Below are 15,513 nucleotides of genomic sequence, written 5' to 3' on the forward strand. Positions count from 1 at the left end.
TAAAAGATAATGGATGAGGAGGACTAACATCGTGAGTTTAGTTGGTCAAACTTTAAAAGGACGTCGCGAAAGATTAGGTATGACATTAACAGAATTAGAAAACCGAACAGAAATCAAACGCCAAGCTTTAACACTCATTGAAAATAATGATTTTGAGTCCCTTAAAAATGCAGATTATGTAGAAGGTTTTATTCGCAAATATGCAAAGGCTGTAAATATTGATGCTGAACAGCTTATTCATGCACATAGAGATGAAATTCCTAATCATGATAACAATTTGAAAGAAACGATTGATGCTTTTTCTTCAGATCATCAACCTACTTATCGTAGTAAAAACAAAGAACCTCTGCAGTTAGCAGTAGTAATAAGTCTAGTGATTATTATCACTGCCATACTGTGGATATTAGCGGTATTATTTTTATAAAAAATGTTATTGTAGTTTTGTTGTAAGTTATATATATAGAAATGAGGATTTGAAATGAATATTCCGAATTGGATAACTGTCTTTAGAGTTATATTAATTCCAGTATTTCTATTATTCGCTTTAGTAGATTTTGGTTTTGGTAATGTAACTTTTATTGGTGGATATGAAATTAGAATTGAATTATTGATTAGTGGTATTATCTTTATTGTTGCTTCGTTAAGTGACTTTGCAGATGGTTACTTAGCAAGAAAATGGCAGCTTGTTACAAATATGGGTAAATTTTTAGACCCATTAGCAGATAAATTACTCGTTTCAAGTGCTTTGATTGCTCTTGTTGAAATTGGGTTAACAAACTCATGGGTTGCGATTATTATTATTGCACGTGAATTTGCGGTTACAGGGTTACGTTTATTACAAATCGAACAAGGTTTTGTAAGCGCAGCAGGCCAATTAGGTAAAATTAAAACGGCGGTTACGATGATTGCGTTAGTATGGATTTTACTAGGCGACCCATTAGCTACATGGATTGGTTTTCCAATAGGTCAGGTGCTATTATACATAGGGGTATTCTTTACGATTCTATCTGGTATTGAATACTTTTATAAAGGTAGAGATGTATTTAAGGCTAAATAATATGAGTTTGGTTCTGGCAAACATGAATTCAACTGGAAAGTGTTTTTAAGCACCTTTCCAGTTTTTTTGTTAAAATAGTATATCTTGATACAGAATCGTTATTCATTAAGACAGAATAATCTTCAAACGAAATTTTAGTTTTTAAATAGAATTGGATTTATAATATAAATAATAAGTTTAACAAATTAAATAGCGAAATTTTTCTTTCGGACAAGGAGGGGAAAGTGTGAATATATCAATTATAGCAGTTGGATCTGAATTATTGCTGGGTCAAATTGCAAATACCAATGGTCAATATCTATCAAAATTATTTAATGATATAGGACATAGTGTTGTAGAACACACTGTAGTAGGAGATAATCCTAATAGACTTGAAAGAGCAATACATTCATCATTGGAACAATATGATGCTGTTATTCTTACTGGTGGATTAGGACCTACTAAAGATGATTTAACAAAGCATACGGTAGCTCAAATATTAGATCGCAATTTAGTAACGGATGAAAAGTCATTGATGTATATTGAGCATTATTTTAAAGATCAAAATGTTGAAATGACTCCGAACAATAAACAACAAGCACTAGTCATTGAAGGCGCAACAGTTTTAGAAAATAAAGTAGGTATGGCACCAGGTATGCTGATTGAATATAACGATAAACACATCGCTCTATTGCCTGGTCCACCTAAAGAAATGCAACCGATGGCAAAAGATGGCTTATTACCATATTTTTTAACTGGAGAAGGTATTATTTTTTCAGAATTATTGCGTTTTGCAGGGATAGGTGAATCTAAAGTTGAAACTATTTTAATTGATTTGATAGATAATCAAACAAATCCTACTATTGCACCATTAGCTGGTACGCATGAAGTTAATATAAGACTGACGGCGAATGGTAACTCTAAACAAGAGTGTGAAGCACTAATAGCACCAGTAAAAAAAGAAATCCTGTCACGTATAGGTAAATATTATTACGGGTCAGATGATAATTCCATAGAATCATCCTTTTTAGCACATATGAAACAATCATTTGCAATCTATGATGGTGTAACAGATGGCGAATTATATTCTAGAATGAAAGATCATGATTATTCAAATAAGCTATTTGGTATGTTACCCCATCACCAACAGTTTATAAATTCTAAAGAGGATATGGAGCATCAATTACTAATTTCATGCCGTATCGTCAAAGATTTGTATAATGCTGAAATTGGTATTTCATTATTACATGAAAATGGTACAGTATACTTAGGTATTTTAGAAAACGAATGCCTAACCATTAAATCATTTAAAATGACGAAGAATAGAAATTTAATTAAAAAAAGATCACAAAACTATTCATTGATTAGATTATTAAACTACTTTAGAGAAAAAAATTAATAATTCAAAACAAACAATGATTAGTACGTACGTTCCCTTTTTGTGAAGAATTGTTCTATTAGTAGCGAACAAATATTCGCAAAATGCTTGCAGAATACTTTAAATCAATGTATAGTATGGTTAAGATATTTTTCAGAGATAAATCTCATTTAGGAGGTCCAGTGTTTTGGATAATGATCGTCAAAAAGCTTTAGATACAGTAATTAAAAATATGGAAAAATCATTTGGTAAAGGTGCAGTAATGAAACTTGGTGATAATGAAGCACGTAAAGTTTCTAGTGTATCAAGTGGTTCGGTAACACTAGATAACGCATTAGGAGTTGGTGGTTACCCTAAAGGTAGAATCATAGAAATATATGGGCCAGAAAGTTCTGGTAAAACAACAGTTGCATTACATGCCATAGCCGAGGTACAAAAAAATGGTGGTATCGCTGCATTTATTGATGCTGAACATGCTTTAGACCCTGTTTATGCAGAAGCATTAGGTGTTGATATTCAAAACTTATACTTATCTCAACCAGATCATGGTGAGCAAGGTTTAGAAATCGCTGAAGCATTTGTTAGAAGTGGTGCGGTTGATATCGTCGTTGTCGACTCAGTAGCTGCGTTAACACCGAAGGCTGAAATTGAAGGCGAAATGGGCGATACACATGTCGGTTTACAAGCACGTTTAATGTCACAAGCATTACGTAAATTGTCTGGTGCTATTTCTAAATCAAATACAACTGCTGTATTTATAAACCAAATTCGTGAAAAAGTTGGCGTTATGTTTGGTAATCCTGAAACGACACCAGGTGGACGTGCATTAAAATTCTATAGTTCTGTACGTTTAGAAGTTCGTCGTGCTGAACAGTTGAAACAAGGTCAAGAAATTGTTGGTAACAGAACAAAAATCAAAGTGGTAAAAAACAAAGTAGCACCTCCATTTAGAGTGGCTGAAGTTGATATGATGTACGGAAAAGGTATCTCTAAAGAAGGAGAGCTCATAGACCTTGGTGTAGAAAATGAAATCGTTAATAAATCGGGTGCTTGGTATTCATATAATGGTGAGCGTATGGGTCAAGGTAAAGAAAACGTTAAATTATATTTAAAAGAAAATCCAAAAGTTAAACAAGAAATCGATCAGAAATTGCGAGAAAAACTTGGTATTTTTGATGGTGACGTAGATGAAAAAGAGGAAGAAGATGCACCAGCTACACTTTTTGATGAAAAAGATGAGTAACTTATAATTTAAATTAAAATATAATAGTTTTCCTTATAAAATAAGTATGTATTTATAAATACATACTTATTTTTTTGTGATTGCATATAGGTTCAAAATTATTAAATAAAAATTTTTTATGATGAAAAAACAACAAGAAATAAGCAATAGCAGTAACTGTAACTATTTTAATGTAAAAGAAGCTATTCAAATATTTAATTAATGTAGTTGCACACCTTGACACTTCTTAGTTTGAAACCGTACAATTACATTGTATGATTCTTATATAACTTCATATAATCATATTGAATTTGATATACAGAGCAAAATCCTAGAAAAAGGGGGTGTTTGTGTGAATTTATTAAACCTCCTACTCATTTTGCTAGGTATTATTCTCGGAGTTGTTGTAGGGTATATTATTGCCCGAAATATATTGCATCAAAAGCAATTACAAGCAAGACAAACTGCAGAAGATATTATCGAACATGGTAATAAAGAAGCAGAGAATATTAAGAAGGAAAAGCTCCTTGAAGCTAAAGAAGAGAATCAAATCTTAAAAGAGCAAAGTGAAAATGAACTTCGTGAAAGACGCGGTGATCTTCAAAGGCAAGAAGCACGACTTCTTCAAAAAGAAGAAAACTTAGAGCGAAAATCTGATCTTTTAGATAAAAAGGATGAGATTTTAGAGCAAAAAGAGTCTAAACTTGAAGAACGACAACAACAATTAGATGCAAAAGAGAGTAGTGTTCAGTCATTAATAAATAAGCATGAACAAGAATTAGAACGCATCTCTGGTCTCACTCAAGAAGAAGCTGCTAACGAACAACTTCAAAGAGTCGAGGAAGAATTGTCACATGATATTGCAATACTTGTTAAGGAAAAAGAGAAAGAAGCAAAAGAAGCAGTCGATAAAAATGCAAAAGAATTATTAGCAACTACTGTACAACGGTTAGCTGCAGAGCATACTTCAGAATCTACAGTATCAGTTGTTAATTTACCAAATGACGAAATGAAAGGTCGAATTATTGGTAGAGAAGGTAGAAATATAAGAACGTTAGAAACGTTAACTGGTATTGATTTAATTATAGATGATACACCAGAAGCAGTTATTCTATCAGGTTTTGACCCAATTAGACGCGAAATTGCAAGAACTGCATTAGTAAATCTTGTTTCAGATGGACGTATCCATCCTGGAAGAATTGAAGATATGGTTGAAAAAGCTCGAAAAGAAGTTGACGATATTATAAGAGATGCTGGTGAACAAGCAACATTTGAAATTAATGTGCATAATATGCATCCAGATTTAGTTAAAATTCTAGGTCGTTTACAATATCGTACTAGCTATGGTCAAAATGTGTTAAAACATTCTATAGAGGTTGCCCATTTAAGCGGCATGTTAGCGGCTGAATTAGGAGAAGATGTTACATTGGCCAAACGTGCTGGACTACTTCATGATGTTGGTAAAGCTATCGACCATGAAGTTGAAGGCAGTCACGTTGAAATTGGTGTAGAATTAGCTAAAAAATACGCTGAAAGTGAAACAGTATTAAATGCTATACATTCACATCACGGTGATGTAGAACCAACTTCTATTATTTCTATATTAGTTGCAGCAGCAGATGCACTATCAGCTGCAAGACCAGGTGCTCGTAAAGAGACCCTAGAAAATTATATTAGAAGGTTAGAAAGACTAGAAACACTCTCAGAAAGTTATGATGGTGTTGAAAAAGCATTTGCAATCCAAGCTGGTAGAGAAATTCGAGTTATCGTATCACCAGAAACTATCGACGACTTAAAGTCACACCGCTTAGCAAGAGATATTAAGAGTCAGATTGAAGATGAACTTCAATATCCTGGCCATATAAAAGTGACAGTTGTTCGTGAGACTAGAGCAATTGAATACGCAAAATAATAAATAAGAACTTAATTAAGTTACGGAATAACTGCTAGTAGAGATGTAAAATTTTACTAGCAGTTATTTTTAGTTTGTAAAACCGATATTATTAAGAAGTATAGTTAAAGTAAAAATACATTGTGGTTAACTTCACCCTTTTTCGATTTAACATATTTCACTCGTAACAGCTGACACTTGGATTGGATAGAATGATTTATTTGTGAGAGCTATTGCAAGATCGGATTATGTAAACCATATTACAGCACAATCACACTCGTACATGCTTTAATTCAAAAGACTAGGTTAGAAATCTGGAAAAAAATAAAGGAGTCTAGGATGAACAATAATGTTCCCCAGACTCCTTTGTTTTGAAACTAAACACTATACTTCAGTCTCTTTTATTACTGTGAATTACGTTAAGTTATTTTAATTCTAAATCTACTTTACTTAATTCTTTAATTACTTCGGCAGTGTCATAACAATTTGTGGAGATATTGGCATATCTTTCAGCAAGTCTATAAGCATTGATATATAACTCCAAGCTATCTTTAGCAATCTCCTCCGGATTGTCACTATTTGAAGGGTTTGCAGAAACAACTAAATCAGCAAAATGTTGTGGATCAATATTAATTGACATATCTTACATACAACTCCTATTTTTTTGAAATGATACATAACTATAATATAAATATTACCACCAATCATAAATTTAAAACAAAGTAATGTTTATGAATATTTATTAAAGAGCCTTTTCATCATCGCTAATTTCAATTAAACTAACAGTAAGAGAGGATGACACGTAAATGAGAATTTTATTTATTGGGGATATTGTTGGTAAAATAGGTAGAGAAGCTATTTCAAACTATTTGCCCAAGTTGAAACAAACTTATAAACCTACGGTTACAATCGTAAATGCAGAAAATGCAGCACATGGTAAAGGTTTGACTGAAAAAATATACAAATCTTTATTAAGAGAAGGCGTTGATTTTATGACAATGGGTAATCATACATATGGTCAACGACAAATTTATGATTTTATAGAAAATGCCAATCGCATGGTTCGCCCTGCCAATTTTCCAGATGAAGCACCTGGTGTTGGTATGCGCTACATTCAAATTAACGAAATCAAATTGGCTATCATTAATTTACAGGGACGAGCATTTATGCAAGATATTGATGATCCGTTTAAAAAAGCTGATGCGTTAGTAACTGAAGCAAAAAAAGAAACAGATTATATCTTTGTTGACTTTCATGCTGAGACGACTTCAGAAAAAAATGCAATGGGATGGTATTTAGATAATAGAGTTAGTGCTGTTGTCGGCACACATACACATATCCAAACTTCAGATGAAAGAATATTACCTGGAGGCACAGGATATATTACAGATGTAGGTATGACAGGATACTATGATGGTATTCTTGGTATTAATCGTGAAGAGGTGATTACGCGTTTTATCACAAGTTTACCACAAAGACATGTTGTTCCTGATGAAGGTCGTAGTGTATTATCAGGTGTGATTATAGATTTAAACAAAGATGGTAAAACAAAACGTATCGAACGTATTCTTATCAATGATGACCATCCTTTTAAATAATCGTCCATTAGTATGAATTTTAAAATAAACCGCTCTTTTCATAGTAAAAGCGTGGTTTGTTTTGGTATGATGAAATATGAATTATTATAACCACTAGGAGGCTAGATGATATGAAATCTCAAGTATCATGGAAAGTGGGCGGACAACAAGGGGAAGGTATCGAATCAACAGGTGAAATCTTTGCCACTGCTATGAACCGTAAAGGATACTACTTATATGGGTATCGTCATTTTTCAAGTAGAATCAAAGGCGGTCATACAAATAATAAAATTAGAGTATCAACATCACCAGTACATGCAATTAGTGATGATTTAGATATATTAATCGCATTTGATCAAGAAACAATTGAAGTGAACCACCATGAGATGCGTAAAGACAGTGTGATTATTGCTGATAGTAAAGCTAAACCAGAAAAACCTGAACATTGTGACGCACAATTGGTTGCGCTACCTTTTACTGCCACTGCGAAAGAATTAGGCACTACTTTAATGAAAAATATGGTCGCGGTTGGAGCGACATGTGCAGTAATGAACTTAGACATTTCAGATTTTGAGACACTTATCACCAATATGTTTACTAAAAAAGGTGATAAAGTTGTAGAAATGAATATTGAAGCATTGAATGAAGGTTACCGTTTAATGAACGAACAATTAAGTCATATTGATGGTGATTTTGTTTTAGAAAAAACAGAAGGCACACCACATCTATATATGATTGGTAACGATGCGATAGGTCTAGGTGCGTTGTCAGCTGGTTCTCGATTTATGGCAGCTTATCCTATTACACCAGCATCTGAAATCATGGAATATATGATTGAAAATTTACCCAAAGTTGGGGGTACTGTTGTACAAACTGAAGATGAAATCGCTGCGGCAAATATGGCAATAGGCTCTAACTATGCTGGTGTACGTGCATTTACAGCGAGCGCTGGTCCTGGTCTTTCACTCATGATGGAAGCAATTGGCCTTTCTGGTATGACGGAAACGCCATTTGTTGTAATCAATACACAACGCGGCGGTCCGTCCACTGGATTGCCTACCAAGCAAGAACAATCAGACCTTATGCAAATGATCTACGGTACGCATGGCGATATACCTAAAATAGTTGTAGCACCAACAGATGCTGAAGATGCATTTTACCTTACGATAGAAGCTTTCAATCTTGCTGAAATGTATCAATGCCCGGTCATTATTTTAAGTGATTTACAATTGTCATTAGGTAAACAAACTGTAGAATCATTAGATTATAATAAAATTGAAATAAACCGAGGAGAAACGATTCAATCGGATATAGAAAGAGATGAAGATGATAAAACATACTTCAAACGATATGCGTTGACTGAAAGTGGAGTCTCTCCAAGACCAATCCCTGGAGTTAAAGGGGGCATCCACCATGTCACAGGTGTGGAACATAATGAAGAAGGTAAGACAAGTGAAGCAGCTGATAACAGACAACAGCAAATGGATAAACGGATGCGAAAAACAGAACATCTATTGATCAATCAACCTGTAGAAAATAATGCAGTCCATGATGAAGCAGACATACTTTATTTAGGTTTCATCTCTACTAAAGGTGCGATTCAAGAAGGTAAAGAAAGGTTAGAGCAACAAGGATTGAAGGTTAATCATTTACAAATCAGACAACTACATCCTTTCCCAAGCAAAACGATACAAGAAGCGGTTGATAAAGCTTCAAAAGTTGTCGTTGTGGAACATAACTATCAAGGACAACTTTCCAATATATTAAAAATGAATGTGAACGTTGGAGATAAATTAATTAATCAAACGAAATATGATGGTACGCCATTCTTACCAAATGAAATAGAAGCCAAAGGATTAGAAATTGCCAAAAATTTAAAGGAGTTGGTATAAGTGGCAACATTTAAAGATTTTAGAAATAATGTGAAGCCCAATTGGTGCCCAGGTTGTGGAGATTTCTCTGTTCAAGCAGCTATTCAAAAAGCAGCTGCAAATGTTGGGCTAGAACCTGAAGAAGTTGCAATTATAACAGGTATCGGGTGTTCAGGCCGCTTATCAGGTTATGTTAATTCATACGGTGTACATGGGATCCATGGTCGTTCATTACCATTAGCACAAGGCGTGAAAATGGCTAATAAAGACTTGACCGTAATTGCCTCTGGTGGTGATGGTGATGGATATGCGATTGGTATGGGACATACGATCCATGCGTTGCGTAGAAATATGGACATGACATATATAGTGATGGATAATCAAATCTATGGTTTAACTAAAGGACAAACATCACCTTCATCAGCACAAGGGTTTGTGACTAAATCTACGCCTAAAGGTAATATTGAGAAAAATGTTGCGCCATTAGAACTTGCGTTGTCTTCAGGTGCTACATTTGTTGCACAAGGTTTTTCTAGTGATATTAAAGGATTAACTAAAATGTTGGAAGATGCAATTAACCATGACGGTTTTTCATTCGTTAACGTATTCTCTCCATGTGTAACATATAATAAAGTCAACACTTATGATTGGTTTAAAGAAAATCTTACAAGTATTGATGAAATTGAAGATTTTGATGCGACTGACAAACAAAAAGCTACTCAAAAGGTTTTAGAGTATAATTCATTACTTAAAGGCATTGTATATCAAGACACGGAAACACCTTCTTATGAATCTCAAATTGAAGAAATAGAAGGTACAGCATTAGCCAAAAAAGATATTCACCTTGATGAACAACAATTTAAAGACTTAACAAAGCAGTTTGTATAAGCGTTTATCTACTTAAATAAGAATCAATAGCGTAAAATAACTAGCTGATCACAAAAGATGATTTTCATAGAAAAAATCATTGTTTTATATTTGTGAATCAGCTAGTTTTATATTTATATACGAAAAATGGAAGGTTAGAGAGATATGGTTGATTACTTTGAAACAATGACGGAATTATTAACTTACACAAATGAAGATAAAGATTGGGAAATTCAAACGTGTGAAAGAGATTCACCAGTACTTATTACTGCTGTCCATGGCGGTGCTATAGAAAGAGGAACTACTGAAGTTGCACAACATTTAAGTGAAACAGGTAATTATAGTTTTTATAGTTTTAAAGGTGTAAGAAAAAATAAAAACAATGAACTTCATGTAACTTCAATTCATTTTGATGAGCCAAAATTACAAAAGATTGTGACTGAACATGCTCAAGTTATATCTATACATGGTTGCATGGGTAAGAAAAATGAAGTGTATATCGGTGGTAGAGATAAAGCACTAATTACGCAGATAAAACAAACGTTAAATGAAACAGGAATCGTTACAAAGGATGCACCTTCTCATATTTCTGGTAAACAACAGGATAACTTTGTGAATTGTGGTCAAAAAGGTATGGGGGTACAGTTAGAATTGACTGTTAACTTTAGGAAGCATTGTTTTGTTAATAAAAAATTTAATTTAAATGACCGAGAAAATCGTTCGAACTGGTCAACCTATTTAGAAGCGTTTTCAAAAGCAATGATTAAAGCAATCAATAATCAGCAATAGTTAACTGTAAATATTGAGTTAATAAATTATCAAAAACTTAACAGTGATTTAAAATAATGGACGCTAAAATGTGGTATACAAAAAGTGTACATATAAAATAGAGGGGGATAATCAATGGCTGATCGATTTAAATCTATGACGGAATTAATGCAGCTAACGGAGGAAAATACGGATTGGATTATTAATTCAATTGACCGAAATAGCAATGTTATCATAACTGCAATTCATGGCGGAGCAATAGAACCTGCTACTACCGAATTGGCGGAATTAACAGCTGAAAAAGGTGGTTTTGACTACTTTACGTTTAAAGCAATTAGAACAAAAGGTAATGCAGAATTACATGTGACGTCCAGACATTATGATGAACCTAAATTAATGAAAATGATTGCAAATAATCAATATGCCATCGCGATACATGGCTGTAAAGGTGAAGATGAAATTGTTTATATGGGTGGTAAGGATGAGCAATTAATGGATGAGATGACGGCAGAATTTGAAAAATTAGGGATAATTGTCAGACAAGCCCCGTCACATATGTCTGGTGCGCATGATGACAATATTGTAAATTGCTGTAAAACTGAGAAAGGTGTCCAACTCGAGTTAACCTCAGGAATAAGAAAGAAATTGTTTGAAAATGAACGTTATAATAAAAAAAGTAGAGAGAACAGTAGTAACTGGGCTCAGTTTATGTATGATTTTGCAGATGCAATTATTAATGCTACTAAAAATTTAGTGTAATATTGAAAAAGAAAAACAAATAAGTTATTATAGATTTATTATATCTATAATAGGAAGATGATAAATTTATGAAATTTTCAAAGGCGACTGATTATGCTTTACATGCACTGTTATTTATGATTAATAATCAAGGTGATCAAAAAAAGATTCCTGTACAAGACTTAGCATCAGTTTTAGGTGTTTCTACAACTTATTTATCAAAAGTAATGACACGTTTAGTTAAGCGTAATATCATTTCTGCTAGTAGTGGTGCTAAAGGCGGATATCAATTAAAGAATGGATGGGATTCAGTATCTATCTATGAAGTCATTGTTACGATAGATGGGGAGCAAAGTTTATTAGAAGACACTTTTAATCATGATGAAGGCTGTCCTATCAAAGCTATAATGGAAGATGCTGAAACAACTTTGGTAACAACTTTGAAGCAAAAGAAACTATCGAGTCTGCTAAAACCTGTAGTTAAATAATTTTATAGTATAGAAATAGCAAAGCATAAACTATTTCTATACACTTTTTTAAAACTATTATAGATATTAAAAGTCTTTAATAGACGTGTAATTAAAAGGAGTGGAATGATGGAATATGAAGTAATTGTCATAGGCGGTGGCCCAGCAGGTATGAGCGCTGCATTGAATTTTGGTAGAGGAATGATGCATACATTAGTCATCGATGAAGATAAACCACGAAATAAAGTTACTCAATTATCACATGGTTATTTAACGCAAGATGGTATTTCGCCACAAAAATTTAAACAACAAGCTATAGAAGATGTCTCCAAATACAAAGATGTATCCATAGTGAATGCAAGGGTCGTAGATATTATACAAATTGAATCCGGATTTAAAGTATCAACAGCATCAAAATCCTATACAGCCAAGCAAATACTTGTTGCTACAGGTGTTAGAGAACATTTACCTAAAATAAATAATATTGAATCCTTTTACGGTAAAACGGTATTTTATTGTCCTTGGTGTGATGGCTTTGAAATGAAACATACTCAATTAGGCGTATTTTACTCTGATAAAGATGTAATACACATTGTTAAATTATTGAGAAATTTTTCGAAAAAAATCACTGTATTTACTAATGGTATTGAAACGTTAGAGCCAGAGGCAATTAAATTTTTAGAACAACATCATATTGAGGTCTGTTCAACAACGATCAAAAAACTATTAGGAGAGCAGGGACAATTAAAAGGAGTCGAATTAGAAGATGGTAGTGTCATAAAAATAGAAGGTGCATTTACACAAATGGGGTGGGATACCGAATTCAATTTTCTAAATAATATATTGTTAGAACGTGATGAACAGGGCAAAATCAAATCATCACCATATGGAGAAACAAATATTAATGGATTATATGTAACTGGAGAGACTAAGGACAATTTTCCTAGCCAATTAATCGATGCGGCTTCAAATGGTGGTAACGTTGCTAAAAATATGATGATGTCACTTATAAACGAAACCTATCAATAAATAAACAAAGCTTTCGATTTCTATACCTTAAGTTAATGTTTTGGTAAACTGAAGGTAAGTAAAATTTAAGGGGTTGAACAAGTATGAATGATACTTTAATGAGTGTACAAATTATTCCTAAAACTGCTAATGGTGAAGATGTTATACCTTACGTAGATGAAGCAATTCAAGTGATCGATGATTCTGGTTTGGAATATCGCGTTGGACCTTTAGAAACAACTGTACAAGGTGAGATGAATGAATGTTTAATATTAATCCAAAAGCTTAATGAGCGAATGGTAGAACTAGAAATACCAAGTACTATCAGTCAAGTGAAATTTTATCATGTTCCAGAAGGTATAACGATTGAAACATTAACTGGAAAATATGATGAAATCTAAGTAGTTTTCTTGTAAGGTATTGCATTATGATAGTGTAAAATTGAAATTAAAGTCATAACTATAAGGTACATCGTTTATTTAATAAATGTTATTAAATGATACGTAAGTGCCTTATTTTTGTATCATTATTTTATTAAAAATGTTTGTTATTGGACAAAGTATATTTAATCAAGATGGTTTTTATTGTAAAATGTACTTTTGAAATCAACATTCATTATTGTAGATGACTTTTGCACTTTATTGCTAAATTTAATATAATGAAATAATGATTATAGATAAAGTTATAGAACTTTGAACGACTCGATTGTAAAACAGCGAGATAAGATCTATTTTAATGCGTTTGTTCATAGTTTTTATGATATAGAAAGGGTTTTGTTAGCGTGAATGAAGAACAAAGAAAGCAAACTTCTATAGATGTTTTGGCCGAGCGCGATAAGAAGACAAAAGATTATAGTAAGTATTTTGAGCATGTATACCAACCACCAAGTTTAAAAGAAGCACGTAAACGTGGTAAAGAAGAAGTACATTATAACCGTGATTTTCAAATCGATGAAAAATATCGTGGTATGGGTAAAGGTAAAACATTTTTAATAAAAACATATGGTTGCCAAATGAATGCACATGATACAGAAGTAATGGCAGGTATTTTAAGTGCTTTAGGTTATCAGCCAACAGAAGAAATCGATGAAGCGGATGTTATTTTAATTAACACTTGTGCAATTCGTGAAAATGCAGAGAATAAAGTGTTTAGCGAGATTGGCAATTTAAAACACTTGAAAAAAGAAAAACCTGAAACAGTTATTGGTGTTTGCGGTTGTATGTCTCAAGAAGAATCAGTCGTGAATAAAATATTAAAATCATATCAAAATGTGGATATGATTTTTGGTACGCATAATATACACAGACTGCCTGAAATACTCGAAGAAGCTTATCTCTCAAAAGCAATGGTGGTAGAAGTTTGGTCTAAAGAAGGCGATGTAATTGAAAATTTACCTAAAGTCAGAAAAGGTAATATAAAAGCATGGGTTAATATCATGTATGGCTGTGACAAATTCTGTACATACTGTATTGTGCCATTTACACGAGGTAAAGAGCGTAGTAGAAGACCACAAGATATTATAGACGAAGTTAGAGATTTAGCTCGTCAAGGATATCAAGAAGTTACACTATTAGGTCAAAATGTTAATTCATACGGTAAGGATATTGATGGATTAGAATATGGACTTGGCGACTTGCTAGAAGATATTTCGAAAATAGATATTCCTAGAGTACGTTTCACTACGAGTCACCCATGGGATTTCACCGATCGTATGATAGAAGTGATTGCTAACGGTGGAAACATCGTTCCACATGTGCATTTGCCCGTACAATCAGGAAATAATGCTGTTCTTAAAATTATGGGACGTAAATATACGAGAGAAAGCTATCTAGATTTAGTCAATCGTATTAAGTCAAAAATACCTGATGTTGCTTTAACAACAGATATTATCGTAGGCTATCCAAATGAAACTGCAGAACAATTTGAAGAAACATTGACTTTATATGATGAAGTAGCATTTGAACATGCATATACGTATATTTATTCTCAAAGAGATGGCACGCCAGCAGCTAAAATGAAAGATAATGTACCATTAGAGGAAAAAAAGGCAAGATTACAACAGTTAAATAAAAAAGTAGCCTATTATTCTGAACAAGCTATGGCACAATATGAAGGCCAAACAGTACAAGTTCTTTGTGAAGGTGCTAGTAAGAAAGATGATACTGTACTTGCAGGTTATACGAATAAAAATAAACTAGTTAATTTTAAAGCACCTAAAGAAATGATTGGAAAGATTGTTGATGTAAAAGTTGATGAAGCTAAACAGTTTTCATTGAATGGTACGTTTTTAGGCGTTAGTGAAAAAGCAGTGGTGACACAATAATGTATGAAAAAGATGAAATATTGGCAGAGGCAGATAAACTCAGTCAACGTATTCAATCATTAGACACTGTTAAAGAATATCAAGCAATTGAACAGCAAATTCATCAAAATAAAAATATTGAAACACGTATGAAAGACTTGAAAAAAACGCAGAAACAGTCTGTTAATTTACAAAATTATGGTAAACAGCAGGCACTGCGTCAGTCTGAAGATAAAATTCAAGATATCGAGCAAAACCTCAATATTATACCTATTGTTGAAGAATTTAGAGAATCACAAGCACAGGCAAATGACTTATTGCAAATGATGATTAGTACGATGTCAAACCGTTTAAATGAAATTCAACAAGATAAAGATTAATGCATAAT

The 15,513-nt window shown here is 33.0% G+C and carries 16 protein-coding genes; 15 read left to right on the plus strand and 1 reads right to left on the minus strand.

Annotated elements, in window-relative coordinates:
• Nucleotides 1-31 precede the first annotated feature (31 nt).
• From HMPREF2586_RS09165 to rny, 5 genes are all read left to right on the plus strand, one after another.
• Nucleotides 32-424: a helix-turn-helix domain-containing protein gene (locus HMPREF2586_RS09165; protein ID WP_080937823.1), complete on the plus strand. Its 393-nt coding sequence runs from the start codon at nucleotides 32-34 to the stop codon at nucleotides 422-424.
• 54 nt (nucleotides 425-478) lie between these two features.
• Complete coding sequence (gene pgsA, locus HMPREF2586_RS09170) at nucleotides 479-1,057, plus strand: CDP-diacylglycerol--glycerol-3-phosphate 3-phosphatidyltransferase (RefSeq protein ID WP_046208613.1); 579 nt, start codon at nucleotides 479-481, stop codon at nucleotides 1,055-1,057.
• Nucleotides 1,058-1,283: 226 nt separating this feature from the next.
• Nucleotides 1,284-2,435: a CinA family nicotinamide mononucleotide deamidase-related protein gene (locus HMPREF2586_RS09175; protein WP_070658447.1), complete on the plus strand. Its 1,152-nt coding sequence runs from the start codon at nucleotides 1,284-1,286 to the stop codon at nucleotides 2,433-2,435.
• A 166-nt stretch (nucleotides 2,436-2,601) separates the two neighbouring features.
• Nucleotides 2,602-3,657 carry a recombinase RecA gene (gene recA, locus HMPREF2586_RS09180; RefSeq protein WP_046208611.1) on the plus strand — a complete coding sequence of 352 codons (1,056 nt, stop codon included), beginning with the start codon at nucleotides 2,602-2,604 and terminating at the stop codon, nucleotides 3,655-3,657.
• Between the two features lie 331 nt (nucleotides 3,658-3,988).
• The gene (gene rny / locus HMPREF2586_RS09185) at nucleotides 3,989-5,548 is read left to right on the plus strand and encodes a ribonuclease Y (protein ID WP_070812722.1); all 1,560 of its coding nucleotides are present in this window, start codon (nucleotides 3,989-3,991) and stop codon (nucleotides 5,546-5,548) included.
• Between the two features lie 403 nt (nucleotides 5,549-5,951).
• Here the strand turns inward: rny and HMPREF2586_RS09190 are convergent, their stop codons facing one another.
• Nucleotides 5,952-6,167, minus strand: coding sequence for a hypothetical protein (locus HMPREF2586_RS09190; RefSeq protein WP_046208610.1), 216 nt, complete (start codon nucleotides 6,165-6,167; stop codon nucleotides 5,952-5,954).
• Nucleotides 6,168-6,333: 166 nt separating this feature from the next.
• On the opposite strand from HMPREF2586_RS09190, the gene HMPREF2586_RS09195 reads away from it, so the two are divergent.
• The 10 genes from HMPREF2586_RS09195 to HMPREF2586_RS09240 all read left to right on the plus strand — a co-directional run bounded on the left by HMPREF2586_RS09195 (nucleotide 6,334) and on the right by HMPREF2586_RS09240 (nucleotide 15,505).
• A complete protein-coding gene (locus tag HMPREF2586_RS09195) occupies nucleotides 6,334-7,125 on the plus strand; it encodes a TIGR00282 family metallophosphoesterase (protein WP_046208609.1) in 792 nt (263 codons plus the stop codon).
• Nucleotides 7,126-7,235: 110 nt separating this feature from the next.
• Nucleotides 7,236-8,996, plus strand: coding sequence for a 2-oxoacid:acceptor oxidoreductase subunit alpha (locus tag HMPREF2586_RS09200; protein WP_046208608.1), 1,761 nt, complete (start codon nucleotides 7,236-7,238; stop codon nucleotides 8,994-8,996).
• Complete coding sequence (locus tag HMPREF2586_RS09205; RefSeq protein WP_070658449.1) at nucleotides 8,997-9,863, plus strand: 2-oxoacid:ferredoxin oxidoreductase subunit beta; 867 nt, start codon at nucleotides 8,997-8,999, stop codon at nucleotides 9,861-9,863. It begins immediately after the preceding gene.
• A 144-nt stretch (nucleotides 9,864-10,007) separates the two neighbouring features.
• The gene (locus HMPREF2586_RS09210) at nucleotides 10,008-10,631 is read left to right on the plus strand and encodes a poly-gamma-glutamate hydrolase family protein (protein WP_046208606.1); all 624 of its coding nucleotides are present in this window, start codon (nucleotides 10,008-10,010) and stop codon (nucleotides 10,629-10,631) included.
• A gap of 114 nt (nucleotides 10,632-10,745) precedes the next feature.
• On the plus strand, nucleotides 10,746-11,369 hold the full coding sequence (locus tag HMPREF2586_RS09215) for a poly-gamma-glutamate hydrolase family protein (protein WP_046208605.1): 624 nt from the start codon (nucleotides 10,746-10,748) through the stop codon (nucleotides 11,367-11,369).
• Between the two features lie 68 nt (nucleotides 11,370-11,437).
• Entirely contained in the window at nucleotides 11,438-11,836 is a 399-nt protein-coding gene (locus HMPREF2586_RS09220; RefSeq protein WP_064209022.1) for an RrF2 family transcriptional regulator, read from the plus strand.
• A gap of 108 nt (nucleotides 11,837-11,944) precedes the next feature.
• Nucleotides 11,945-12,844: an NAD(P)/FAD-dependent oxidoreductase gene (locus HMPREF2586_RS09225; RefSeq protein ID WP_070658451.1), complete on the plus strand. Its 900-nt coding sequence runs from the start codon at nucleotides 11,945-11,947 to the stop codon at nucleotides 12,842-12,844.
• An 83-nt stretch (nucleotides 12,845-12,927) separates the two neighbouring features.
• Nucleotides 12,928-13,224: a thiamine-binding protein gene (locus tag HMPREF2586_RS09230; protein WP_046208602.1), complete on the plus strand. Its 297-nt coding sequence runs from the start codon at nucleotides 12,928-12,930 to the stop codon at nucleotides 13,222-13,224.
• Nucleotides 13,225-13,604: 380 nt separating this feature from the next.
• Nucleotides 13,605-15,146 carry a tRNA (N6-isopentenyl adenosine(37)-C2)-methylthiotransferase MiaB gene (gene miaB, locus HMPREF2586_RS09235; protein ID WP_070658454.1) on the plus strand — a complete coding sequence of 514 codons (1,542 nt, stop codon included), beginning with the start codon at nucleotides 13,605-13,607 and terminating at the stop codon, nucleotides 15,144-15,146.
• Nucleotides 15,146-15,505, plus strand: a complete 360-nt coding sequence (locus HMPREF2586_RS09240; protein ID WP_070812723.1) for a YlbF/YmcA family competence regulator — start codon at nucleotides 15,146-15,148, stop codon at nucleotides 15,503-15,505. Before miaB ends, HMPREF2586_RS09240 begins: the two co-directional genes overlap by 1 nt.
• Nucleotides 15,506-15,513 lie beyond the last annotated feature (8 nt).

The sequence above is a fragment of the Staphylococcus sp. HMSC034G07 genome, from assembly GCF_001835975.1.
GTDB lineage: Bacteria > Bacillota > Bacilli > Staphylococcales > Staphylococcaceae > Staphylococcus > Staphylococcus ureilyticus.

Excerpts from the sequence above, each read along its gene's own strand:
- pgsA (WP_046208613.1), top strand. The coding sequence starts at position 479 with ATGAATATTCCGAATTGGATAACTGTCTTTAGAGTTATATTAATTCCA.
- HMPREF2586_RS09190 (WP_046208610.1), bottom strand. The coding sequence starts at position 6,167 with ATGTCAATTAATATTGATCCACAACATTTTGCTGATTTAGTTGTTTCT.
- HMPREF2586_RS09195 (WP_046208609.1), top strand. The coding sequence starts at position 6,334 with ATGAGAATTTTATTTATTGGGGATATTGTTGGTAAAATAGGTAGAGAA.
- HMPREF2586_RS09200 (WP_046208608.1), top strand. The coding sequence starts at position 7,236 with ATGAAATCTCAAGTATCATGGAAAGTGGGCGGACAACAAGGGGAAGGT.
- HMPREF2586_RS09210 (WP_046208606.1), top strand. The coding sequence starts at position 10,008 with ATGGTTGATTACTTTGAAACAATGACGGAATTATTAACTTACACAAAT.
- HMPREF2586_RS09215 (WP_046208605.1), top strand. The coding sequence starts at position 10,746 with ATGGCTGATCGATTTAAATCTATGACGGAATTAATGCAGCTAACGGAG.
- HMPREF2586_RS09220 (WP_064209022.1), top strand. The coding sequence starts at position 11,438 with ATGAAATTTTCAAAGGCGACTGATTATGCTTTACATGCACTGTTATTT.
- HMPREF2586_RS09225 (WP_070658451.1), top strand. The coding sequence starts at position 11,945 with ATGGAATATGAAGTAATTGTCATAGGCGGTGGCCCAGCAGGTATGAGC.
- HMPREF2586_RS09230 (WP_046208602.1), top strand. The coding sequence starts at position 12,928 with ATGAATGATACTTTAATGAGTGTACAAATTATTCCTAAAACTGCTAAT.
- HMPREF2586_RS09240 (WP_070812723.1), top strand. The coding sequence starts at position 15,146 with ATGTATGAAAAAGATGAAATATTGGCAGAGGCAGATAAACTCAGTCAA.